Annotated in this window: 19 protein-coding genes; 15 read left to right on the top strand and 4 right to left on the bottom strand. The window is 49.8% G+C overall.

Annotated elements, in window-relative coordinates; all coding sequences use genetic code 11:
• The first annotated feature begins 25 nt into the window (after positions 1-25).
• On the top strand, positions 26-562 hold the full coding sequence (locus tag AC286M_RS10855; RefSeq protein WP_488204401.1) for a helix-hairpin-helix domain-containing protein: 537 nt from the start codon (positions 26-28) through the stop codon (positions 560-562).
• Between the two features lie 5 nt (positions 563-567).
• Here AC286M_RS10855 and AC286M_RS10850 read toward each other — a convergent pair whose 3' ends face one another.
• Complete coding sequence (locus AC286M_RS10850) at positions 568-1,056, bottom strand: GNAT family N-acetyltransferase (RefSeq protein ID WP_488204400.1); 489 nt, start codon at positions 1,054-1,056, stop codon at positions 568-570.
• Between the two features lie 191 nt (positions 1,057-1,247).
• Positions 1,248-2,444 (bottom strand): RNA polymerase sigma factor, RpoD/SigA family, encoded by a 1,197-nt coding sequence (locus tag AC286M_RS10845; protein WP_488204399.1) that lies wholly within the window; start codon positions 2,442-2,444, stop codon positions 1,248-1,250.
• Between the two features lie 1,752 nt (positions 2,445-4,196).
• On the opposite strand from AC286M_RS10845, the gene AC286M_RS10840 reads away from it, so the two are divergent.
• The 12 genes from AC286M_RS10840 (at position 4,197) to AC286M_RS10785 (ending at position 16,830) form a co-directional block, all read left to right on the top strand.
• Positions 4,197-6,107 carry an ArnT family glycosyltransferase gene (locus AC286M_RS10840; RefSeq protein ID WP_488204398.1) on the top strand — a complete coding sequence of 637 codons (1,911 nt, stop codon included), beginning with the start codon at positions 4,197-4,199 and terminating at the stop codon, positions 6,105-6,107.
• Positions 6,108-6,195: 88 nt separating this feature from the next.
• Positions 6,196-6,885, top strand: a complete 690-nt coding sequence (locus AC286M_RS10835) for a diacylglycerol/polyprenol kinase family protein (protein ID WP_488204397.1) — start codon at positions 6,196-6,198, stop codon at positions 6,883-6,885.
• Positions 6,873-7,094, top strand: coding sequence for a hypothetical protein (locus AC286M_RS10830; RefSeq protein ID WP_488204396.1), 222 nt, complete (start codon positions 6,873-6,875; stop codon positions 7,092-7,094). The genes AC286M_RS10835 and AC286M_RS10830 overlap by 13 nt, the downstream gene beginning before the upstream one ends.
• 3 nt (positions 7,095-7,097) lie before the next feature.
• The gene (locus tag AC286M_RS10825; RefSeq protein ID WP_488204395.1) at positions 7,098-7,808 is read left to right on the top strand and encodes a hypothetical protein; all 711 of its coding nucleotides are present in this window, start codon (positions 7,098-7,100) and stop codon (positions 7,806-7,808) included.
• A 780-nt stretch (positions 7,809-8,588) separates the two neighbouring features.
• The gene (locus AC286M_RS10820; protein ID WP_488204394.1) at positions 8,589-9,470 is read left to right on the top strand and encodes a phosphoadenylyl-sulfate reductase; all 882 of its coding nucleotides are present in this window, start codon (positions 8,589-8,591) and stop codon (positions 9,468-9,470) included.
• A gap of 444 nt (positions 9,471-9,914) precedes the next feature.
• Positions 9,915-11,183: an urea ABC transporter substrate-binding protein gene (urtA, locus tag AC286M_RS10815; RefSeq protein WP_488204393.1), complete on the top strand. Its 1,269-nt coding sequence runs from the start codon at positions 9,915-9,917 to the stop codon at positions 11,181-11,183.
• A 461-nt stretch (positions 11,184-11,644) separates the two neighbouring features.
• On the top strand, positions 11,645-12,868 hold the full coding sequence (locus AC286M_RS10810) for an ABC transporter permease subunit (RefSeq protein ID WP_488204392.1): 1,224 nt from the start codon (positions 11,645-11,647) through the stop codon (positions 12,866-12,868).
• 55 nt (positions 12,869-12,923) lie between these two features.
• On the top strand, positions 12,924-14,102 hold the full coding sequence (gene urtC / locus AC286M_RS10805; RefSeq protein ID WP_488204391.1) for an urea ABC transporter permease subunit UrtC: 1,179 nt from the start codon (positions 12,924-12,926) through the stop codon (positions 14,100-14,102).
• A gap of 90 nt (positions 14,103-14,192) precedes the next feature.
• A complete protein-coding gene (gene urtD, locus AC286M_RS10800; protein ID WP_488204390.1) occupies positions 14,193-15,311 on the top strand; it encodes an urea ABC transporter ATP-binding protein UrtD in 1,119 nt (372 codons plus the stop codon).
• 2 nt (positions 15,312-15,313) lie between these two features.
• Positions 15,314-16,066, top strand: a complete 753-nt coding sequence (gene urtE, locus AC286M_RS10795; protein WP_488204389.1) for an urea ABC transporter ATP-binding subunit UrtE — start codon at positions 15,314-15,316, stop codon at positions 16,064-16,066.
• Positions 16,067-16,218: 152 nt separating this feature from the next.
• The gene (locus AC286M_RS10790) at positions 16,219-16,599 is read left to right on the top strand and encodes a hypothetical protein (protein ID WP_488204388.1); all 381 of its coding nucleotides are present in this window, start codon (positions 16,219-16,221) and stop codon (positions 16,597-16,599) included.
• Between the two features lie 108 nt (positions 16,600-16,707).
• Positions 16,708-16,830, top strand: a complete 123-nt coding sequence (locus AC286M_RS10785; RefSeq protein WP_488204387.1) for a hypothetical protein — start codon at positions 16,708-16,710, stop codon at positions 16,828-16,830.
• A 311-nt stretch (positions 16,831-17,141) separates the two neighbouring features.
• Here AC286M_RS10785 and AC286M_RS10780 read toward each other — a convergent pair whose 3' ends face one another.
• The gene (locus AC286M_RS10780; protein WP_488204386.1) at positions 17,142-18,923 is read right to left on the bottom strand and encodes an ATP-binding protein; all 1,782 of its coding nucleotides are present in this window, start codon (positions 18,921-18,923) and stop codon (positions 17,142-17,144) included.
• A 276-nt stretch (positions 18,924-19,199) separates the two neighbouring features.
• On the opposite strand from AC286M_RS10780, the gene purH reads away from it, so the two are divergent.
• Together purH and AC286M_RS10770 are read left to right on the top strand one after the other, a co-directional pair.
• Entirely contained in the window at positions 19,200-20,759 is a 1,560-nt protein-coding gene (gene purH, locus AC286M_RS10775; protein WP_488204385.1) for a bifunctional phosphoribosylaminoimidazolecarboxamide formyltransferase/IMP cyclohydrolase, read from the top strand.
• A gap of 114 nt (positions 20,760-20,873) precedes the next feature.
• Positions 20,874-21,524, top strand: a complete 651-nt coding sequence (locus AC286M_RS10770) for a TVP38/TMEM64 family protein (RefSeq protein ID WP_488204384.1) — start codon at positions 20,874-20,876, stop codon at positions 21,522-21,524.
• A gap of 30 nt (positions 21,525-21,554) precedes the next feature.
• On the opposite strand, the gene AC286M_RS10765 is transcribed toward AC286M_RS10770, so the two are convergent.
• Positions 21,555-22,952, bottom strand: a complete 1,398-nt coding sequence (locus AC286M_RS10765) for an aminopeptidase P family protein (protein ID WP_488204383.1) — start codon at positions 22,950-22,952, stop codon at positions 21,555-21,557.
• Positions 22,953-23,480: the final 528 nt, after the last annotated feature.

Genomic DNA, 23,480 nt, shown 5'->3' with positions numbered 1-23,480 from the left:
ACTACAGAGTATTCCACTTGATCCTATGTTTGCCGCTTGGAAAAATCGATTGCGCCAGCAGTTGCGATCGCAGCCCCATCCCCTCCAACAGAATCCCTACCATCGGCTACAGACCGTGGCTGATATTCAGCAGGCGGTGCAGATGGGCGTTTGCATTGATGTGAATCAGGCCAGCGTAGACGACTGGCTGCGGCTACCGGGAATTTCCATCCGGCAAGCGAGATCGCTGGTACAGCTTAGTCAAAGCGGCGTACAGTTCCACTGTTTAGAGGATCTAGCAGCAGCCCTGGGCGTTTCTCTGCAGCAACTGCAGCCGCTGCAGCCGCTGCTGCGCTTCTGTTACTACGATACCGCCAGCGTCATGTCTCCCTGCTTGCTCAACGTCAATCAGGCATCTGTCGAACAGCTTACTCAAGTTCCTGCCATTGATCTCTACCTGGCGCGTCTGATTGTGCAGCGCCGCCAGCGGCAGGGCCGCTTCCAGAATATTGCTGACCTGCAACAGCAGTTGTCGTTGCCGCCATCCCTAACTGCAGATTTGATGCACTACCTGCGGTTCTAATGCGTCTACACCTGCGCCAGCTTGATCAGAGAATGCCCCGTAACCCGGCAAGTACGCCAATCTGGCAGAACATCCGCTCCCATCCGTTGATAAAACGCGATCGCAGGTTCATTCCAGTCGAGCACTGACCATTCAAAGCGCCCACAACCATTGTCGAGGGCTAGCTGTGCCAGGTAGCGAAGCAGTGCTTGCCCAATGCCGCGCCGCCGAAACTCCGGCAAAACGAATAGATCTTCGAGATACAGTCCCGGCTTGGTGAGAAACGTCGAGAAGTTATAGAAAAATAAGGCAAATCCGACGGCTTGTCCTTCATATTCCGCCAAAATCGCTTCGGCATAGGTGCGATCGCCAAATAGCGCTTGCTCCAGTTCTTTCGAGCTACCCGTGACCTCATGGGCCAGTTTTTCATACTCGGCCAGCGCCATAATCAGTTGGAAAACAGTGGCTACATCCGTAGGAGTGACAGCGCGAATGGTGATTTCGGTGGATGACATAGGTCTAGGTACGACAGAGAAAACTAGAAGGTGACTAACGTTGGACAGCAAATGATAGCAGTTTAGCCAAAAATACTGAAACCCCGTAGAGGAACTGCGATCGCAGTTCCTCTACGGGGTGCTTTTTCGTTTGCTGATACGCAGATAGATACTTCTAGCAGACAAATGACAGACAGATTCTCTTTATGGACTTACCGCAGCCAGCCCTTTAGACGAGACGCCACTTGGGGCCGACGGAGTTTACGCATAGCCTTGGTTTGGATCTGCCGAACTCGTTCACGGGATAAGTTAAATAAACCACCAACTTCCTCAAGCGTATGGGGTTCACCCGTAGTTAGACCATAGCGCAGAGAGATAATGTCTTTCTCCCGCTGGGTCAGCACCTCAGCCAGCACATCACAGATTTCCTGGCGCATCATCGCTTCACTCATCTGGGTTTCTGGCGAGCGAGACGTGCCGTCTTCCAGTAACTCCATTAGCTCTGTGTCTTCACCTTTACCCACACGATGGTTGAGCGACAGGGAACGCCGCCGCACCTGCTGTAAGTTGCGCAGTTGATCGGTCGTGATATCCAGCGCTTCCGCTAGCTCGTCTTCATTAGGATTGCGGTTCAGTTCACGCCGCAGATCGCGCTGTGCCTTCTTCAGCTTATTCAGCTTCTCAACAATATGAATCGGCAGTCGAATGGTACGAGCATCGTTAGCAATCGTGCGGGTAATGCCCTGACGAATCCACCAATAGGCATAGGTGGAAAACTTATAGCCCTTGTCTGGATCAAACTTTTCGGTGGCTCGATTTAAACCCAGAGCACCCTCTTGAATAAGATCCAGGAATGGCACACCACGATTAAGATAGCGTTTAGCGATTGACACGACGAGGCGTAAATTGGAGCGAATCATTTTCCGCTTTGCGCCCCGGCTTTGATGCAGGTGGCGATCAAGCTGGCGCTCCGTCAACTCAAGCTGAGCCGCAATTTCCGACTTCGTGGGAAAACGCTCATACTTCTCTTTGAAAGCCCCTCGAATTTCTTCCACCTGAACCAGAAATTTCACCTGACGAGCAAGCTCAATTTCTTCTCCAGCTTTTAGCAACGGATAGCGGGCCATTTCCTTAAAAAATGCTCCAACAGCATCATCGGAAATGGTTTTGCTATATCCAGAAGTACTAACATTGCCATCTTCGGAAAATTCAACCAAGATGCTGTCATCTTCTGACCAGTTTGTATCTTCTTTTTCGTTATCTAAAGAGCCATTTAGAGTATCGGTTGGAGTCGTATCTGTCGTATCTTCCAACCCATTCTCTTCTAATTCATTTTGGTGATCAGTTTCAGAATCGAGTTCAGCTAAACTCGTTTCAAAATCGGCTTGAAATTTATAGAGGGCTGTCATATCGAATGCCGCGCCTTACCTTACGTTTACAAATTGTGCGAACCAGAAAGTATCGAAAAACTAAGACATTATGAATCAAACGTCAATACAACATTAGGAGTATTTTTCAGAAATAAATTGGGGTAGAGCTTGACAGTTGAAATACCCATCTAGGCAGTCCCAAAATGGATCTGAAGCCTGACAAATATTTTGGGAAATCTTAAGGATTAGTTCATCAAGATATACAAAGCATCGATATAGATCTATGCAGATCCATGCAAGACCTATATGACGGCCCAGACGTCCCCAAAACTCAAGCGCTAATTATCAAGACATCTGAGCAAGTAGTGTATTGCTTCGCTTTGAACGAGACTCTATCTAACGTGTCATCTAACCGCGTGCCTGAGATTTCCCTCTAGGCGGTACGAATGGCTATCAACATGAACACCGTGCTCGAACTCTGAGCTAACAATACTTGAACCAACGACTCGATCTGTTCCCTGAACTACAATCCCATCCATCTGGGTGCCTAGTTAACGAAAGCTTTACCCTGGTTGGGTGAAGCACCGTGGATAGAGACTAAACTAGACTTTGCCTAAAATCAAGAACATAAAAATTAGATTTGATGCAGTTGCTGAGCAAAGTCAATTTCAACGTCAGTACTGAGTTAGCAGCTAACTCATGCTTTTGGCAAGTCTAATTAAACTATCTTTACAATGAGGTTGCAATAGTTACATAAACGCGCTAAAAATGCTACTGATCTTGTTGCACTTTATACCAGGCTGGTGAACATATATGTCGAATAAAGTGTGCTCGATTATTACTCTGGCTAGAGAAACATCTGCTTACATTTTGATGGAAATCTTGATAATGCATTGTTGAATGATGTAGACAACAGATGGAAGACTTCAGTCAAGGGTGTGATTCGTCTAAGAATCTTCTTATGGATGTAGGAAAATTCTTAGCGATAAAAAAATCGCAGTTTTATCTATTGATGTGATTGACTTTAATTAATCTTGCAATCTGAATTTAATGTCATGAAGATGGACATCAGCTCTGTTAGTTGCATAGGAATAAACATGGTCAACACATTCAGTTGCGATCTTTTAGCAGAAGTTTTGGCACAGGATTATGTGTTTAATCCTTGATTCAGTTTCTCATGAAGAGGGGGAAGGCCGTCTCTATCAGTGGAAGGAAGGTAGAGCTAAAAAACAAATATTTCGTCAATCAAAAGTATTATCTAATACCTTTTACAAGTTTAATTAATTCGCTACACACCGCAGTTTTAATCAGTTCTGAGAGGTAGAACGGGTATACTTAACTATCTCCTGTAGCCTAACGCAGTAATTATTCTTGACTGCAATATTTCGCTGGAGTTTATTTTAAGCCCGCAAAAATTAAAACTCAGCCTACACAATTAGATCAGAAAATAAAGAAAAGATTATAAAAATGTGCAAATTCGTAATGCAAATTCCCCAGGTTTCATTGACGCCTAGCAAACATAAAAGATTTATAAGAGGCGGCTGCAGCTAGCCTACCCAACTTTGCACAATTGAATGGATTAACTATTTGAAGACGCCTTGTAAAAACGAGTAAATAGCAAAGGTGGCTTACGCTTCTATAAACAGCCTCATGTTGTTTCGCAGGGCCAAACTGCTTGTCACTGGGCACAATGAGCCCCGCCAGGATAAACATCCGAACGGATCAATTGATTCTCATTCAAGTCCGTAGAATGGGGGTATTTGATTGGCTTGGATGCCCTAATACCGACGGATGCCGCGACCTGTTAGTCAACTTACGCAACGATGGAACCCGCGTTTCACCAGTGCCTGGAAACGCCTCACTCAACGGAATGCGATCGCACTTTTTCCACTACCACTTCTCATCCTGCTTTTACTCTGCCTGCTGCTGTTCGGCTGGCAGCTTGGTGGTTACAGCCTATTTAGCATTACGGAGTCCAAACAGGCCGAGATCGCGCGGCAGATCCTGGTACGGCAGGACTGGATTACGCCGATCTATAACAACGAAGGCATTTATTTCGATAAGCCGATTTTGCTGCACTGGCTGATGGCGATTGGCTATCGGCTGATTGGGGTCAATGAATGGGCCGTGCGGCTGCCGTCTGCCCTATCGGGTACGGGGTTGGTTGTGCTCACCTGGCTGTTTGTGCGGCGATTTGCCTCGGAGCGGGTGGCGCTGATCAGTGCCACGTTTCTGGCCGCGAATCCGCTCACGTTTGCGCTGGCGCGGGTGGGACAGCACGACATACTGATGACTTTCTTCTTGACGGCAGCACTCTATGCCTGGTTTTGGGGCTACAGCACGGGGCAACGCTGGGGCTACCTGACGTTTTCTGCGCTGCTAGGCTTGGCCGTAATGTCAAAAGGGCCGCTGGCGCTGGCCCTGGCGGCATTGGTGCTGATCCCGTTTGGAATTTGGATGCGGAGCGGGCGCGATCGCAGTTTTTCGCAGTCTCAATCTACGCCCTGGCTAATGGGACTCGCAATATTTTGTGCGATCGCACTGCCGTGGTATATCGCCATCATTGCCGTTAACGGCCAAGAATTTTTGCAGCAGGCGTTTCTCTACAACAATCTGGATCGGTTTCTAGAACCCAATCAAAATCAAGCCGGAGCCTGGTGGTACTACATTCCAGTCACGCTGATCGGCTTCTTTCCTTGGATCATGCTGCTGTTGATTCAATTACTTGATCCAGCACTTAGCCAGATACTCAGTCAAGTATTCCATCAACCATCAACCCACAGATCGCCTCGGCACTCCAATCAGGCATCTGTCCACAACTCTAAATCCTCAGCTCAACCACCCACAGCAATCACCTCAACCGTTTCCTGGTGGCGGCCTACCTATTGGCGCAATCAACCACCCGACCAACAGTTAACGCTCTTCATGGGCCTCTGGTTTGTGGCCATTACCTTATTCATGACCATTGCCGCTACGAAACTGCCCTGGTACACCTATCCCGGTTTTCCTGCTTTAGCCTACCTCTGTGCCCTAGCCTGGGATCGCCAAATTCAGCGGCCTACGCGCGGCCTACGCTGGGGCTTGGGGTTCATTGCCGGACTGTATGGACTACTTGCGATCGCAGTTTTCCTGTCCCCTCGCTTTATCCCAGAACCCGCGATTCAGGAACTGGTTCAAACCCAGGGCTGGCACTGGATTTTGGCCGGAATTTATGGCAGCGGAGTCGTTGCGATCGCAGTTTGCACGGTCAAACCGCGTCTGCTCTGGATTTGGCAAATTAGTATTCTGGTCTTTTGTGGCGTGGCCCTGACCGCAACTCAATCTGTCTTGCCGAATCTTGATCCGGTAGTCCTCGACGGACAGTTGCGCCCGGTGGCCCAAAGTTTGCGCCAGGAAACCTGCGATACCTGTGGCGAAACGGTAATCGCTTTTGGCATCAACGAACCAAGCCTCAATGTTTACAGCCGTCTCAGCGAAATCAAGCGCCCCCAGACGCTGGAAGATCTGGCCGATCAGCTTCAAACTCATGCCAATCACCCTGTCTTATTAGTCGTACGCAACAGTGTTCTATCGGATCAACTTTCGACATTGAGTTCCGCAACCTCAGAACAATCACCGTTCGACAATCTACCGGATCTCAATAGTTACGAGCGTTTATATCAATCTCAAACTTTTACAATTTATAAGATGCAAAGAAGGTGAGGCAAGAGGAGTTCAGAAGCAGCATTCAGAAACGTAGTACGGTAAAAAATGAGTTTTTGGAGAGTCGATTCCCTTGCTGTTAACCGTATTGAATGAATCTAACTCCGTCCTGCCGTTAAGCGTTCAACTCGCTGCCGTTTTGGGGTGGCTAGGCGTTGTCGGCGGACTGGCAGAGGGACTGAACCGCTACACCAAATTCGATTCAGAGGTAACGCGCAAAATCGTGCATATCGGGACTGGTAACGTGATTTTGCTGGCCTGGTGGCTGCAAATTCCGGCCTGGGTCAGCATCGGCGCATCGGTGATTTTTAGCATCGTGGCGCTGATTTCCTATCGCTTGCCGATTTTGCCCAGCATTAACGGCGTCGGTCGTAACAGTCTCGGCACCTTCTTTTACGCCGTCAGCATTGGCGTATTGGTCAGCATTTTCTGGCCGATGCCTCGACCCGAATTTGCGGTCATTGGCATTCTGGTCATGACCTGGGGCGACGGCTTTGCGGCGCTCATTGGGCAACGCTTCGGCGCTCACCCCTACGAACTGTGGGGCATCAAAAAAAGCTGGGAAGGCTCTCTGACAATGGCTGTCATGAGTGGCCTTGTGACTAGCCTTATTTTGCTCGTGGCAGGCAATCCATTTGAGATCGCAGTTTCAGTCGCCATCGGCACCGCCCTGATTGCAACCACGCTCGAAGCCTTCTCTCGCTGGGGAATTGATAATTTGACCGTTCCTGTCGGCAGTGCGATCGCAGCTTTCTTGCTCTGCCAATGGCTAATCTAATCGCGTTTCAACATCCCGTAGGGGCAGGTTTTGTTAATCGCTTGAGTGCTGTTGATCATCAGCTCACGGCTAAACCTGCCCCTACAGAAACGGGTGGGTTAGTCAAACCCTTAAAAGGGTATCCAGGACTTTTTGATCCTGCGCTTGTATCTTTTTGTTACAATTTTGCTAGTGATTTACAAAAATTAAAGATTAAATCTTTGCTCTAGCCGATGACGTTTTTCAATCCGACTGAACCGCTCCTGCGCTGCAAGCAAGAAGCACTCGACATTCAAGATCAGCAAGGCTTACTCAAAATTCAGTGGGGTTTCCGGGGGTACACGCTCCTGTCCCTGATGTATACCCGCATCGATCAGATTTTTGTCATTTGGGGCTGGCTGACGGCTCTCATTTTTGGCATTGCCCAGTTTGCTCCGATTGACTGGCGGATTCAGGCCATTGGTGGCTCCGTTTTGGTCGCAGTTGCGATCGCAACCATGACTAACTTGGCCTGGTTCTGGGTCAGAGTCGAACGTCTGCGCTGGGTGATCTACTGCTGGAGCGGCCTAATGCTGCTGGGGATCAGCCTAACCGACTACGGCATTTTCCAAAGCAACGTCTGGATTTTGATTCACCTCTGTCCTCTCTGGTTGGGCTTGAGCGCACTCGGCTATTTTTGTACCGGCATCGGGTTGCGATCGCGCACCTTCCTTATTGCTGGACTATTGCACTGTGTGGCAATTCCGCTGCTGCAATTTGTCCCGACCTGGCAGTTCCTGGCCAGTGGCTCGGTTTTATCAGGCTGTCTACTCCTTTTAGCCGAAGTGCAGTGGGATATGCGACCACCTGCTGAACCCGACATTCTGACGGAGGAGCAAAAAACCTTTAATCGCCAACAATATCAACAGCGACAACAGGGACAACGTAAGCCCAGCCTTTGCTAGTCGCCGTCAAGCTGATGTTGACGATGAAGAATCGAGAGCGCTAGGTATTGGATATTGGGTTTTAGGTTTTAGGTACTGGAAAATCAGGAATAGCTGCATCCCTACCCTCTTATACCTACATATTCAACACCTAGTACCCAACACCTAGTACCTGATCCCACCCCCTTCCCTAAACCTCTTCTCAGCGTTACTACTCTAAGAATATTTAAGATTTTTTGTAAACTGCATTACATTTTCGGAACTAATAGCCACAATGAAGGTACTGCAAGGCAAAGCCATTTCCAGTTTGGAAAGGCTTTTGCAGAGGCCATCGCAGGGATTTTGCTGTTTACTCTGCTCATTTGATCCCGAAGGAGAACGGTGTCAGGGATCAAAATGGTGATGATTTGGCCAATGATTAAAAGAGGCTGATCGTGATCGCTCTGATAACTACCTATTCAGAGTGGCGGCCTCATCTGGACTGGTTAACGTGTGGTGCAGGGTTTTTACCGTTTCCCCTGCTTTACGGTTGCCCAAGGGAAGCGAAACCTTCCACAAGAACAGCCTGAAGCGCCGACACGACAGATTGCGTTAGCCAGTCCAGACTTAATCTTTAATTTAATTTCGCCTCACTCACCCCTGCTCAACCGTTTAGCCCAGCGCCCCAAATCCCATCATTCATTTCACAATACTGAAATTTCACAATACTGATACCGGGGCACGTTGAAGCAACAGACATCGCGATAAACTAGTCAGATGGTTATTATTGAACACCATCAACGTTTATTCGCAGATAGACCTATGCCGCATCTGAATCCAACTACCTCTGACCACAATGGACGAGTGATCACAGCTGAGAAAATGGATTCACTTGCTATCCAGCAAATCAAGCATAATCGTCATCGGCAATCTTCAGACCTCCACATTCTGAGCGATGCGGTTCAGCCTCCCGATTTGGATCTAAATGCCGTCAACCAGGACGTAGATGGATTTTCATCAACTCAGCTAGTGCAGTGGGCTGCTGATACCTTTGGCGAGGGGTTAGTGCTGAGTACTAGCTTTGGTATCCAATCCGCCGTCATGCTGCACTTGGTCACATCCGTTGTGCCAGATATTCCAGTGATTTGGGTTGATACAGGCTATTTACCCAAAGAGACATATCAATTTGCCGAAGAACTATCCGAACGACTGCACCTCAATCTCAAGGTTTATCAATCTCCTATTAGTCCAGCTCGCATGGAAGCCCTCTACGGCAGGCTTTGGGCAGAAGATGATTTAGACGATCTCAACCGCTACGACTACATGCGCAAGGTTGAACCGATGCAGCGCGCCCTGAAGGAACTGGGCGCGACAGCTTGGCTGGCTGGATTACGCAGTGAGCAAACCAGTCATCGGCAATCCTTGGGCTGGGTAGCTCGGCAAGGCGATATCTATAAAGTGCATCCCATTCTCACCTGGAATTCACGCGACATTTATCAATACTTAACCACGCACGATCTGCCCTATCACCCCATGTTCGATCAAGGCTACGTCACGGTTGGCGATTGGCATTCGAGTCGTCCTCTCACCGCCAGCGATGAAGATGAACGAGATACTCGCTTCCGAGGTTTAAAGCAGGAATGTGGACTGCATCTACCACAGACTCCTGGCGAAGCCGATAGCCTCAATTCCAGCTCGCTATAGCATTGCCCTCAATGGCGCGTCTCCAGCCTCACGCCAAGCGCTAAAAATGCCTCAATTGTTAAGTAATTTAAAGGTTTGGAGCCCAAATTTGGCATTGCTGAGAATTTTTATTGATTCTGATTACTGAACCATACCTGTGCAGAGACTCATTCAAAATAGCTGAATCCAACTTAGATAGTTAATTTTGTAAGTTGGCATCTATCCCGCGAAAGAGAATATTTGTATCGTTAAATACAATTCTTGCTAGACCATCGGCCTAATATCGCACTCGGTGTACTTACGTGTATTTGACCTAACGATAGCTTCGTTGCTGAGAATTTAGAGATTTAGGTCAATCGCGTAGTGGTGAATGGCTGATTGAGTCAGGAGAGACGCTGCATGTCAAGTCAATTTGGTAGACGGAAATTTTTACTGTACGGGTCTGCTGCATTAGGAACCAGCATTTTGTTGAAGGCATGTGGGGCGAGTCCCGATGCAACGACAGAAGCTGAGTCCACAACTGAAGAGACAACTGGGGAAACGACAGGGGCTGCGCCGAGCAGTGGTGACACGATCAAGGTAGGAATTCTGCACTCCCTGAGCGGCACGATGGCGATTAGCGAAACGACCGTCGTGGATGCTGAGAAGATGGCAATCGACGAAATTAACGCCAACGGCGGTGTACTCGGCAAGCAGATCGAGTTCGTCATGGAAGACGGTGCATCCGACTGGCCAACCTTTGCGGAAAAAGCTGAGAAGCTAATTGACCAGGATCAAGTGGTAACGATCTTTGGCTGCTGGACATCGGCTAGCCGTAAGGCTGTTCTGCCCGTGTTTGAATCCAAGGATCACATGCTCTGGTATCCCGTTCAGTACGAGGGCCAAGAGTGCTCGAAAAACATTTTCTACACGGGTGCTGCGCCAAACCAGCAGATCGAGCCTGCGGTGGATTGGCTGCTAGAAAACAAAGGCAATCAGTTCTTCCTAGTGGGTTCCGACTATGTGTTCCCGCGTACAGCTAACACAATTATCAAAGAGCAGCTCACGGCCAAAGGTGGTGAGACGGTTGGAGAAGACTATCTGCCTCTGGGTAATACTGAGGTTACTCCAATCATCGCCAAAATTCGGGCGGCTTTACCCGATGGCGGCGTGATCTTCAATAGCCTGAACGGAGACAGCAACGTTGCATTCTTCAAGCAGTTGAAGTCAGCGGGTCTGACTCCAGACAAGTATCCTGTTATGTCGGTGAGCATTGCAGAAGAGGAAGTTCGCCAGATCGGTACAGACTTCTTAACCGGCCATTATGCGGCTTGGAACTACTTCCAAACCGTTGAAACACCTGAAAACGAGAAGTGGGTGGCAGATTTCAAGGCGAAGTATGGTGATGATCGGGTAACAAACGACCCGATGGAAGCCGCTTACATCATGGTTTACCTCTGGAAGCAGGCGGTTGAGCAAGCTGGAACAGCTGACGATCTCAATGCTGTGCGGACAGCAGCCTATGGTCAAACGTTTAACGCCCCCGAAGGCTTAGTCACGATGAACCCGAATCACCACATTTCTAAGACGGTGAGAATCGGTGAGATCCGCGATGACGGTATGTTCGAGATCGTGTCATCCACCGATGGCCCAGTTGATCCGCTGCCTTGGAACCAGTATGTTCCTGACACGAAGGGATTTGCCTGTGACTGGTCTGATCCGGCGAAGGGCGGTAAGTATCAGGCGGAAGCGTAGCGGGTAGTCTTCAACAGGTGATTTCAGTGTGCGAACAATTGCATACTGAAATCGCCGTTTTCAATATCGCTGTTTTGAGATCGCAGCTTGTAATTAGCTGCGACGCCGACATCGCCATTAGGAGATGACGAAAGAGGGATCAAGCTGACGGCTCTCCCTCTTTGTCAATCCCCTAACGTTATCTACAAGCTTTCTCCGGTCAAAAGATGGGCGATACAAACGATACAGAATTTGGTTTGAAAACCGCAGATTATTTTTTGGTAAACGGTTGGCAGGGCGTAGAATCCCAACTGTTCACCAAAACATAAGTCTGATTGTGATATGAAGTCCGCTCATGAAAACCAGTTTTATTTTTTGTGAAAGTTGGGCTGTGCCTAACTTTCACAAAAAATGATTTGAGTTTTTCCTAGTTGGATTTGGAACAAGGCATGGACTGAGCTGTCGTTGGCTGAGGGATGAGTGTGATTGAGCAACTGATTAGCGGAATTTTTAATGGTTTGGGAATTGGGGCAGTGCTCCTGATTGTGGCGCTGGGTTTGGCCATCGTATTTGGCCTGATGGGAGTAATTAACCTGGCCCACGGTGAACTGATGATGTTAGGGGCTTACACCACTTACGTGGTGCAAATTTTGCCGACAATTCCAGCTAATTTGGGAATTTCCCTACCGATAAGTGAGGGCTTTGAACAGTTTTGGCAGAAAACCTACATCTTTCCGGCGCTGATTGCGGCGTTTATTGTGGCGGCCTTAATGGGTGTGCTGTTAGAGCGCTGGGTGATTCGCTTTCTCTACGGTCGGGCACTGGAAACGCTGTTGGCAACTTGGGGCGTGAGCTTGATCCTGATTGAGCTGGTGCGCAGCATAAACACATCAATGGCGATCGCACTTCTCGTCTTTGGCATTTTGTTCTTTATTGCCTTGAAGATTGGTAGCCAGCGACCGGAATGGATGACGCAACAGAATCGGCTCACCGCTATTTTTGCGATCGCATCTGCCGTGATTGCCACCGTTATTGGCACAATCATCTATACCACTGGGCAACGGGCCACCATCAACTGGCTCACCGTCGCCTGGTTTGGTAAGCAGAACAAGTCTGTTGAAGCCCCCAGTTGGCTACAGGGCGGCTTCTCTCTCGGGAACGCTATGCAGTTTCCGGCTAACCGGATTTTTATTATTGTGCTGACGATTGTATGCGTTGCAGGCGTGTACTGGTTCCTGCGCGGCACAAATTGGGGGTTACGAATTCGGTCTGTTACCCAAAACCGCAGCATGAGCGCTTGTTTAGGCGTTCCAACTGAGCGGGTAGATGCGATTACCTTTGCCCTTGGTTCAGGTTTAGCTGGGCTAGCGGGCTGTGCCATTACGCTACTGGGCGCAGTGGGGCCAAACCTGGGCGCAAACTACATTGTGGACGCCTTCATGGTTGTGGTTGTGGGCGGCGTCGGCAACTTGGTCGGTACGATTGTGGCCGCCCTCAGTATCGGCATTGTCCAATATCTGATTGGCTCCGGGACGATGCTGCTGATTTTGCCGCCGGAAGGAGCCACCAAGCCGCTCTACGATTTCTTTACCTTCTTTGCCGACACCAGCATGGCCAAGGTGATGGTGTTTGCACTGATTATTATCTTCCTCCAGTTCAAGCCGCGAGGACTGTTCCCACAGAAAGGACGGATGGTCGAGGCGTAAACGCATTGCAGATCGGGTTACGGCAACTGAACGACGACACATTGAGACAAGAACCATGACTGTTAAAACTGCAGTTGAACCAACGATTGAGCCTCGAAAGTTGCGGCAGAAGAAGCAAAAGCGGGCATTGAAGATTGAAGTGGGAGCCGTTATTGCGATCGCACTTATCCTAGCCGTGATCATGCCGCTGGTGCTGTCAAACTTTCGCCTAGAGCTACTGGGTCGAATTTTGGCTCTCGGCATTGTGGCGCTGGGCATTGACCTGATCTGGGGCTATACGGGGCTATTGAGCTTAGGACACGGCATCTTTTTTGCTCTAGGTGGCTATATCTTTGCCATGCACCTGAACTTACAGCTGCCAGAAGGTCAGATTCCTGACTTCTTCTCCAATTACGGTGTGAGTGAACTGCCAGCCTTTTGGTATCCGTTTTACTCCTTCCCAGTCACTGTCATTGGTCTATTTACAATTCCGGCGATTGTGGCGGGACTGCTGGGCTACCTGGTCTTTCGCAACCGGATTCGGGGCGTTTATTTCTCGATTCTGACCCAGGCCGCGCTGGTCGTGTTCTACAACTTTTTCAACGGTCAGCAAAAACTCATCAACGGCACCAACGGTCTCAAAACCGATACCGCTAACTTCTTTGGTGTCTTGGCCAGTTCTCAAACGGCGCAAGCTTGGTTCTACTTCACCACCATTATTTGTTTGATCCTGGCCTATGCACTGTGTCGCTGGTTTACTAGCGGTCGGTTTGGTCGCTTGTTGATTTCAATCCGCGATGATGAAAACCGGGTGCGGTTTTCGGGCTATGACCCAACGGGCTTTAAGGTACTGGTGTTTGCAATTTCGGGGGCACTGGCGGGTATTTCTGGGGCGCTCTATACCGCCCAGACGGGGATTATTACGCCTGACGTGATGCTGGTAGCCTTCTCGATTGAGATGGTGATCTGGGTCGCCGTTGGTGGACGCGGTACGCTGATGGGCGCAGTGCTGGGAACGTTGATTGTCCAGTATGCACGGGTTTATTTCAGTGAGCGATTTCCCACGTTTTGGCTCTTTTTACAGGGGGCTCTGTTCTTAATTGTGGTGCTGTTCTTGCCAGATGGTTTGGTTGGGCTCATTAAGGACTTGAAGGCCCGCTTCCGGCCCGAACCGCTGATGACCTATCCCAGTTTGGAACTTGATCCGACTGTGGAAGAGGAACGCGAAAGCTTTGAACAGGTTGAACATAAGTAGCCACGCCAAAGTAGTCACGCCAAGTAGGGTGGGCGATGTCCGCTCTACAAGAATTAATTCAGACAAGTATCACAGGACGCATGAGGAAAAATGGCAGCCACCGTTCTCGATATTGATCATTTGACCGTTAGCTTTGACGGTTTCAAGGCGCTCAACGACCTCAACTTTCATATGGAAGAAGGGGAACTGCGGGTGATTATTGGCCCCAACGGAGCGGGCAAGACAACGTTTTTAGACGTAATCACGGGCAAAGTTCAGCCGACAGAGGGCACGGTTCACTTTAAAGGACAGAATTTGAGTGCTCGGTCGGAACATGCGATCGCACGGATGGGGATTGGGCGCAAGTTCCAAACGCCGCGCGTGTTCTTGAACCTAACGCCGCGCGAAAATCTAGAGCTGACCAGTAATACCAACAAGGGCGTGTTTTCGACCCTGTTTGGTAAAACCTCAACGGCAGAACGGCGCAATATTGGTGGTCTGCTGGAAACGATTGGCTTGACGGCCAAAGCAGATATGCCTGCGGGGCTGCTCTCCCACGGTGAAAAGCAGTGGCTGGAAATCGGTATGTTGGTGGCGCAGAATCCGGATTTACTGCTCGTAGACGAGCCTGTGGCGGGTTTGACCGATGAAGAAACAGAACAGACGGGAGATTTGCTGATTGCGCTGGCCGAGAGCCATTCGGTGATTGTGATTGAGCACGATATGGAGTTTGTGCGGCAGATTGCGCGGCAGGTGACGGTGCTGCATCAGGGTTCGGTGCTGTGCGAAGGCACGATGAATCAAGTGCAGAACGACCCGCGCGTGATTGAGGTTTATCTGGGCAGCGCGCCTTCGATCACGCAACAGCAAATGACAATTTTGCGGATTGCGGCCACGATGGCTTGGTCAGATGGGAACTTTGCGCCTGAGCAGATGAATCTAATTCTGAATCGGCTGAGTCAGGAGTTTGCCCACGATGCCGAGCATCAGGAACAACTGAGATCGGAACTGCGAGACTATCTGGCCAGCGACATTCCCTTGGATGAGCTGGTGCCGAATTTGACCAGTGATCAAGACCGCGAAACCGCTTTGCGCCTGGCCTATCAGGTGATTCTGGTCAACCAAATCAATCCCCACGAAGCTGCAGCCTACCAGGAATTACTCAGCCTGCTCGGTTTGCCTCTGGAAACCGTGCAGCGGATTGAAGCCGACGTTTACGCGAGTGTATAGCCATGACCCAAACGATTCCCAACCCGATCTCAGATTTAACAACCACTGCACCGACACTGCAAATTTCGGATCTGCACTTTTACTACGGGGAAAGCCACATTCTGCGCGGCGTTGATTTAACTGTGCCAGCGGGACAGATGGTCTGCCTGATTGGCCGCAACGGTGTGGGCAAGACGACGCTGCTGAAAAACGTTATTGGTCTACTACAGTCGCGGCAGGGCACGATTCGCTATCAGGGCAAGGAAATTAATCGGCTCAGCCCCAACCAGCGCGCCCGGAAGGGAATCGCCTATGTGCCCCAAGGCCGCGAAATTATTCCCCGCATCACCGTAGAAGAAAATCTACTGCTGGGTCTAGAAGCGCAAGCGAAAGGACGGCGGGGTAAAGATCAGATTCCAGCGGAAATTTTTGAGCTATTTCCGATTCTGCATGAGTTTCTGCCCCGCATGGGCGGCGATCTCAGCGGTGGTCAACAGCAGCAGCTTGCGATCGCACGTGCACTAATGGGTCGGCCCAAGCTTCTGTTATTGGATGAACCGACGGAAGGGATTCAGCCGTCGATTATTCTCGACATTGAGCGAGCGGTGCGCCGAATTATTGAAGCAACGGGCATTTCTGTCCTACTGGTTGAACAGCATCTGCACTTTGTACGGCAGGCGGATTACTACTACGCTATGCAGAAGGGCGGCATCGTAGCATCGGGGGCAACCAGTGAGCTGAGCAATCAGGTGATTCAAGAGTTCTTGGCCGTTTAGGTGCGCTCTTTGGTTCTCTAAATATCTAACTCGCGACTAGTCGCTGAAGGCTCCGGTCTCAAACGTTGGGGCGATTCAGCGACTTTTGCTTTGCGGTCTAATACGAATAAGCGCAGTGATTACAAAAAATTCGTTTTAGATTAGAGGCAAATATGGCAACTCACGAACACAATTTACATGACTTGCATGAATCTAAATCTTCCTCACCTAAAGAGATTCATCAGCCGCTCACTCCTGAAGAAATCACCCCTGAACAAGAGCTAGAACGGCAGAGAGCGCTAGAGGAAGAAGACAATACGCTCAATCCAGGTGATCGCGTTAAAGGGCCGATGTCTTTAGAAGAGAAGGCACGCCAAGTTGCAGTTAACGCTCCAGACATCACTGGCGATCACATTGTTGTGCCCACTTACTTTGTTGTCAACGAACCAGACGGTAGCCAAGAAGCGCTCCACCACGTGAAAGACGCTGAAGAAATCTCAGACGTGATTCGTCAGGCTCGCACCGATGATGAAGGAAATCGGACTTGGCGATAATTTCTCTATTATTCCTAATCCAATAGAAAAAGGACTGGCGCTGCCAGTCCTTTTTCTATTGGGACACTAAACCGTTATGTGCGACATCACCACGTCATTGAGATGGTCGTGCTGGCGAACTTATGCGATCGCATCCTGCACAAAATTCTCCACAATCAGCGGCGTACCTGCCAACGTCACGGTACGCTCAGCACTTTTAAAGACAAAAAAGGAGCGTGCGATCGCCGATGATTAAACTCCTAGCCTAAGTTCCTAGTGAGAACCGGGGAATACCGATGGCGACGCACTGCTCCGGGTTGTTCATTCACCTGTACTTAATCTAAATGCAACACATGACAATTGTGTGAAAACGGCGTGACAGATTTGTAACCGTTTGCCGAAATTGAGCGATGATCGGAAGTTGAGCCGGAATGATTTTGCCGTATTTTGCCGCAAATATCGATGAATGTTTGCATTTACCGTTTTATTTTTTGAAAAGCAATTTAATTCCTGATGAAGCTTCCTTAAACCAAAGTGTGCCGCTGTTTTACGCGGCACATTTGTTAAGAGATTGATTTGGATGGTGTTGACTTAAAACCGTTGTCATGGCTTGAGCGCCTGTCATGCGAGCTTGCACTACTGTTGTTCGTTTTACTTGAGGGCTTAGGTTGGCAAATCTGTTGCCGAACAGGAATTTTGATCAGGAATTCGGTGCCTTGTGTGAAATTAGAACTGCACTCTAGCTGACCGTCATGTTTTTCAACAATAATTTGATAGCTGATAGATAAGCCCATCCCGGTGCCTTTGCCAATTCGTTTAGTTGTGAAAAAGGGATCAAAAATCCGTTGCTTTACTGCTTCAGGAATACCTGGGCCATTATCTGCGATCGCAATTTCGATCCACTGGCTGTCGGGCATTTGGCGATTAAACAGAGATGTGCGAATGGTAATTTGGCTGGGACGAGCTGCGATCGCAGGTGCTGTTTGTTTGGCATGAGCATCATCTAGGGCATCAATTGCGTTCGTCAGAATATTCATCAACACCTGGTTAAGTTGGCCAGGGTAGCATTCCACGAGTGGCAACTGGCTATAATCTCGAATCACTTCAATTGCTGGTCGTTCAGAGCGAGCCTTGAGGCTATGTTGCAGAATGACTAAGGTACTTTCGATGCCCTCATGGATATCGACGGGCTTAAATTCTGCTTCATCCATGCGGGAAAAATTGCGCAGCGACAGCACAATTTGGCGAATCCGCTCCGTGCCAATTTTCATGGAAGCAATCGTCTTGGCTAGATCGTCCTGTAAAAACGGCAGATCAATGACTTCGGCTTTAGACTCAATTTCAGGCACAGGATGGGGATAGTGCTTTTGGTACAGGTGTACGAAGTTTAATAAATCCTGGGTATAGTCTTGGACATGCGCTAAGTTCCCGTGGATAAAGTTCACTGGATTGTTGATTTCATGGGCAACACCGGCAACTAACTGTCCCAACGATGACATTTTTTCGCTTTGAATCAGCTGCAACTGAGTGTTCTGAAGATGATCGAGCGTGAGTTGCAACTGTTGAGTTTGCTCCTTCAAGAGGATTTCTGTTCTTTGAAGCTCTGCAATCGACTGTTCTTTTTCCTGGGCTTCCGATTTCATCTTTTGGGCAAGCTGGTGCCCATATACGGTAATCCCGCCCACCATCAGCAGCATGGCCCCTGCGATCGCAGATTCATAGCGTCGAAACGAGTCGGCTACAATCTTTTGCTGATCAAGCAGATTTTGCTGGACGGTGCTGATGTCATGCTGAAAGGTGGCAAAGGTTTCGTTGACATAATGGTATTTGTGATCCATTAATGCCATCCGTTTAGCAGCCATTTCAGCTTGATTAAGGCGAAAATCAGCAAAAATGAGTTGAGTTTCATTCAGCATGTCTGCTTTTGCGGTTTCGATCGCGTCTAAATCCTTGAGCAGCACCTGGGCTTGGTCAGGATTGACCTCAGTTTGCAGCTCAGATCGAATGCGTTCTAGGTTCTCCTGATAAATCTCCTGAGCCGCTTCTAATCGACGAGACTCCAACTTAACATCTTGAGAATTGAAAACATCATTGCCAGGAACATTCAGATTGGCCAGCAGTTCACCAAGTTTAGAGTAGGTTTCTAACCGGGTGACCCACTCGCGATTGACCTCAATTGATTGAGCATAGATACTCATGATTTTATAGTTGAGGTATAGACTGGTTGTGACAGTCAATAAATTAAACGCAGCCAGCACATAGTAGACATACTGCCACTTGGCAATTGATAAGCGTTTGCCAAGCGGTGAGCCTCTCTTCCAGGAAAATAGGGGAAACGATTTCATTGGCAGTCCAACCGGCTAAAATTTTATCCGAGGAAAGAATTCCCTTTTAACTGGCCGTAACTATCAATATTTCGGTCAAAATGCCTATATCCTCATATTTTTGCACATTGCAAATCTAGAACCCACAGCAGAGATTTTCGTGCAGCATATTGATAGACCTTAAATTCGTCTTCGGTTCGCTCAGCCAAAGCGGCAGAACTTCTACTATTCTGAGTAATGCACAAACTTGGGTCTATCTCAGAATTTAGTTGAAGAGCATCTTGGGGAGCAATGAATATGGCGCGTCTTGCACTGCTGAGCGTATCGGACAAAACGGGTATCGTCGAGCTGGCCCAGCGGCTAGTGGCAGATTTTGACTTTGAGCTGATCAGCAGCGGCGGCACAGCTAAAGCGCTGCAGGCGGCAGGGCTATCCGTGACGAAAGTATCCGACTACACGGGGTCGCCCGAAATTTTGGGTGGCCGGGTGAAAACGCTGCATCCCCGGATTCACGGCGGTATTTTAGCGCGTCGTTCTCTGGAAGAGGATCAGGCGGATTTAGCCAATAACGATATTCGGCCAATCGATCTGGTCGTGGTTAACCTCTACCCGTTTGAAGCGACAATCGCCAATCCAAACGTGACGCTGCCAGAAGCAATTGAGCAAATTGATATCGGTGGCCCGACGCTGCTGCGAGCGGCGGCGAAGAATCACGCCTATCTGACAGTGTTGTGTAATCCCAATCAATACAACACCTATCTAGACGAGCTGAAAGCTAACGATGGCTTGGCGTCGCCCAGCTTCCGGCGCAACTGTGCCCAGCAGGCGTTCTGGCATACGGCTACCTATGATCATGCGATCGCAACTTACCTGAGCGACCAGCAGTTGGATCAAGAAACTGCTCCCGCGTTACCGGAACGGTTTACGCTGACAGGCCAGCAGCAGCAAACCCTCCGCTATGGCGAAAATCCGCATCAGCCAGCGGCTTGGTATCGCAGCGGCAATCAGGCGACGGGTTGGGCAGCGGCACAGCAGCTCCAGGGTAAGGAACTGAGCTACAACAATTTGGTGGATTTGGAAGCGGCGCGACGGATTATTGCCGAGTTTGCCGATTCTCCACGGGCAGCGGCAGCAGTGCTGAAGCATACGAATCCCTGCGGCGTGGCCTTTGGTGACAATATGGCTGATGCCTATCAGCGGGCGTTTGATGCCGATTCGGTTTCGGCCTTCGGCGGCATTGTGGCGCTGAATCGGCCAATTGATGCGGAAACGGCGACGGCGTTAACCAAAACGTTCTTGGAATGCGTGGTGGCTCCCGGCTGCGATGCGGAGGCGCAGGAGATTCTCAGCAAGAAATCGAAGCTACGAATTTTGGTGCTGCCGGATCTGAAGCAGGGGCCGGATCAGACGGTGCGCTCGATTGCTGGGGGATTCCTGGTGCAGGATTCTGACGATATTGGCGATAATCCCGCCGATTGGCAAATTGTTACCGATAAGAAGCCCTCGGCGGAGCAGCTTGAGGAAATGCTGTTTGCTTGGCATGTAACGAAGCATGTCAAATCCAATGCGATTGTGGTAACCCGTGATCGCACGACGGTGGGTATCGGTGCCGGCCAAATGAACCGAGTCGGCTCGGTCAAGATTGCGCTAGAACAGGCAGGTAACAAGAGCCAGGGGGCGATTCTGGCGAGCGATGGTTTCTTCCCGTTTGATGACTCGGTGCGGACGGCAGCAGATGCGGGCGTGATTGCGGTAGTGCAACCCGGCGGCAGTATTCGCGACGAGGATTCGATCAAGGCGGCAAATGAACTGGGCTTAATGATGGCGCTGACGGGTGTGCGTCATTTCTTACACTAGACCTTATCGGAAATTGTTTTGTAGCGCGGCGGAGCCGCGCTACAAAACAATTTCCAACCCCAAAAACTTTATTTCCAATAAAGTCTACTAGCGATCGCAAACTAGCGTGTAGGTATGCAGAAAAACGGCAAACGAGGCTTAGTGCTACTGCTACTGTTTTGCGCGGCGGCGACAGTGGCAGTAGCGCACGGCTTGGGCGGGATTGATCCGGCGCAGATACAGCAATGGCTAGCTGAGGCCGGATTTTGGGCACCCGTGGTCTACGTGGTGGTATATGTGGTGGCAACGCTGCTGATCATGCCTTCGACGGCGCTGAATTTGACTGGAGGAGCCATTTTCGGCGTATGGATGGGTACTCTTTGGACCAGTGTGGCTGCGATCGCAGCTGCAATTGTGGCCTTTGCCTTTGCCCGCACAATTGGCCGCACCTGGATGGCGCAGCGGCTGGAAGGACGCTGGCAAACGCTGGATGCCGAGCTGCATGATGGCGGCTTGTTTTATATGTTTGCGATTCGGCTGCTGCCGCTGATTCCCTACGGGCTGGTAAACTTTGCTGCCGGACTGACATCCATTCGGTTTCGTGACTACCTCATTGGGACGGCGTTGGGGACGGTGCCGGGCATCTTGCCGTTTGTGCTACTGGGCAGTTCAGGCTTGACCGCGTTGCAAACGGGCAACGTGCTACCGCTCATGCTGGCACTGGGGCTGATTGGGCTTTTGGTTGGTGGTGCCACTTGGTATCGGCGGCATCGAGCATCGTCCTGAGGCCGCTGCAAGAAATGCTCTACGTGGTGTTCAGCGCCCCGTCTGCTTCAAATTAACCAATGCTTCAATGTCGTTGATCGAGGTGGGCAACGCAGCCGTAATCACCTCGCAGCCAAGATCTGTAATGAGAACATCGTCTTCGATACGGATACCGCGCACGTCTGCAAACTCGGCTAGCCGATCCCAGTTGATCCTGTCTCGATAGCGATCGCACTTTTCTGGGTCTTGCAAAATCGCGGGCACTTGATAAAAACCAGGTTCAATCGTCACAATCATGCTCGTTTGCAGCGGACGATTCAATCGTAAAAAACCGAGACCGAACCGTTGACTGCGCTGCCGTCCTGCGGCGTAACCCGCCAGATCGCCCAAATCTTCCATATCATGAACATCTAAACCCAGTAAATGTCCAACACCGTGCGGGAAAAAGAGAGCATGGGCATCTTGTTCAACCAGCGAATCGGGCTGGCCGTTGAGGATACCAAGGCTGACTAAACCTTCAGCGATCACACGACCGGCGAGGAGATGTAAATCCTGGTACTCTACACCCGGTTTCGCAGCGGCAATACAGGCATCGTGGGCCGCAAGCACGACCTGATAAAGATCGCGTTGGGTGGCAGAAAACTGGCCGGAGACGGGCCATGTCCGGGTTACATCAGAGGCCCAGCCGTTTTCTGTTTCGGCTCCAACGTCGGCTAGTAAAAGATCTCCAGCCTGAACCGGGTGATGGTAGTGGTTATTGTGCAGCACCTCGCCGTGAACTGTGACGATGCTGGTGTAGGCGCAGGACATGTTATGCGCTTGAATCACCTGCTCCATTGCCGCCCGAATATCGGCTTCGGTTGTGGCAGTTTGGGTTGCGGCCATGCCAGCCCGATGAGCTTTCACCGTCACAGATGCCGCTCGCCGGATTTCTGCGATCGCACCTTCATCCTGAACCAGCCGCAGTTGCACAATCGCGTTTGCCAGTTGTTGATCTGGGGGATGAGCCGCAACACCAACTGCCCGATTTAGCATCTGTGTTTGCTGCTCGATTGCGAGTGGATGCTGCAGCGGTAGCGTCGCCACGTTCTCTGTCCACTTGGCTAATTCTGCATAGGGATAGTCGGCCTCAGCCCCAATTTGCTCGGCAATTTCGGCACGACTCGCGGTTGATCCATGCCAGAGCACATCATCCGGCGTCGGATCGTCCATAAACAGCGTCAGTCGCCCCTGGTCAAGATGAATCGCGGCATGTTCTAGCGGCAAACCAGCAAAGTAAAGAAAATGACTGCTGGCCCGAAACGGATAGGTGTTAGCCGGAAAGTTACGCGAACTGGCTCGGCCTGACCAAAGCAGAACAGGCTGATCAAACTGCTGCGCCAGTTGGACTCGACGCTGTCGCAGCGTATCAGATAAGGACGAAATTGAAGCAGGAGATTGAGTTTGCATAGATCAACGAATTGCCAAAGCACCTACTGTGATCCTACAGGCTCCAAGTGGGCATGGCCGCAATCTTCAGCCACGGTTAGCGGTAATAGATGGGATGGACTGATTGCTGAATGAAGCTCATGCCTTATTGCTCTTGTTGTAGAAATCGAAGATGACAAAGTTTTTAATCAAAACTGGGCTTTTAATTAACCTTTACTTAACCAATTGCTCATCAATTAAAGTAGGCTATAACCCCATTGGCAGTGAGGTAACTTTCAACGTATGAGCTGCCTCTAAAGATAAAATCTTTAGTCTTTCTATTTAGCACTTACCTGCTACATTTTGAGCTGAGATCTCCGGCATGACTGCGTGCTGGAGCACTAACGGCTTAGATACGGAACTGTTAGATCTTAGGAGGGATTGGGTATTCTTAAAGTGTTCATGGGGAACAGATTTATTGAATCTTATATAGATTAGGCAGTGTTTCTGCTTTTTGAAAGACTCAAAATTTCGTGAATAAGCTGAGAAACAAATTTTGACACTGCTTTC

It is taken from the genome of Thainema salinarum CENA647, assembly GCF_057732415.1.
This window is presented reverse-complemented; position numbering and strand designations above follow the sequence as displayed.

Excerpts from the sequence above, each read along its gene's own strand:
- AC286M_RS10855 (WP_488204401.1), top strand. The coding sequence starts at position 26 with ATGTTTGCCGCTTGGAAAAATCGATTGCGCCAGCAGTTGCGATCGCAG.
- AC286M_RS10850 (WP_488204400.1), bottom strand. The coding sequence starts at position 1,056 with ATGTCATCCACCGAAATCACCATTCGCGCTGTCACTCCTACGGATGTA.
- AC286M_RS10845 (WP_488204399.1), bottom strand. The coding sequence starts at position 2,444 with ATGACAGCCCTCTATAAATTTCAAGCCGATTTTGAAACGAGTTTAGCT.
- AC286M_RS10840 (WP_488204398.1), top strand. The coding sequence starts at position 4,197 with ATGCCGCGACCTGTTAGTCAACTTACGCAACGATGGAACCCGCGTTTC.
- AC286M_RS10830 (WP_488204396.1), top strand. The coding sequence starts at position 6,873 with ATGGCTAATCTAATCGCGTTTCAACATCCCGTAGGGGCAGGTTTTGTT.
- AC286M_RS10825 (WP_488204395.1), top strand. The coding sequence starts at position 7,098 with ATGACGTTTTTCAATCCGACTGAACCGCTCCTGCGCTGCAAGCAAGAA.
- AC286M_RS10820 (WP_488204394.1), top strand. The coding sequence starts at position 8,589 with ATGCCGCATCTGAATCCAACTACCTCTGACCACAATGGACGAGTGATC.
- urtC (WP_488204391.1), top strand. The coding sequence starts at position 12,924 with ATGACTGTTAAAACTGCAGTTGAACCAACGATTGAGCCTCGAAAGTTG.
- urtD (WP_488204390.1), top strand. The coding sequence starts at position 14,193 with ATGGCAGCCACCGTTCTCGATATTGATCATTTGACCGTTAGCTTTGAC.
- urtE (WP_488204389.1), top strand. The coding sequence starts at position 15,314 with ATGACCCAAACGATTCCCAACCCGATCTCAGATTTAACAACCACTGCA.
- AC286M_RS10790 (WP_488204388.1), top strand. The coding sequence starts at position 16,219 with ATGGCAACTCACGAACACAATTTACATGACTTGCATGAATCTAAATCT.
- AC286M_RS10780 (WP_488204386.1), bottom strand. The coding sequence starts at position 18,923 with ATGAAATCGTTTCCCCTATTTTCCTGGAAGAGAGGCTCACCGCTTGGC.
- purH (WP_488204385.1), top strand. The coding sequence starts at position 19,200 with ATGGCGCGTCTTGCACTGCTGAGCGTATCGGACAAAACGGGTATCGTC.
- AC286M_RS10770 (WP_488204384.1), top strand. The coding sequence starts at position 20,874 with ATGCAGAAAAACGGCAAACGAGGCTTAGTGCTACTGCTACTGTTTTGC.
- AC286M_RS10765 (WP_488204383.1), bottom strand. The coding sequence starts at position 22,952 with ATGCAAACTCAATCTCCTGCTTCAATTTCGTCCTTATCTGATACGCTG.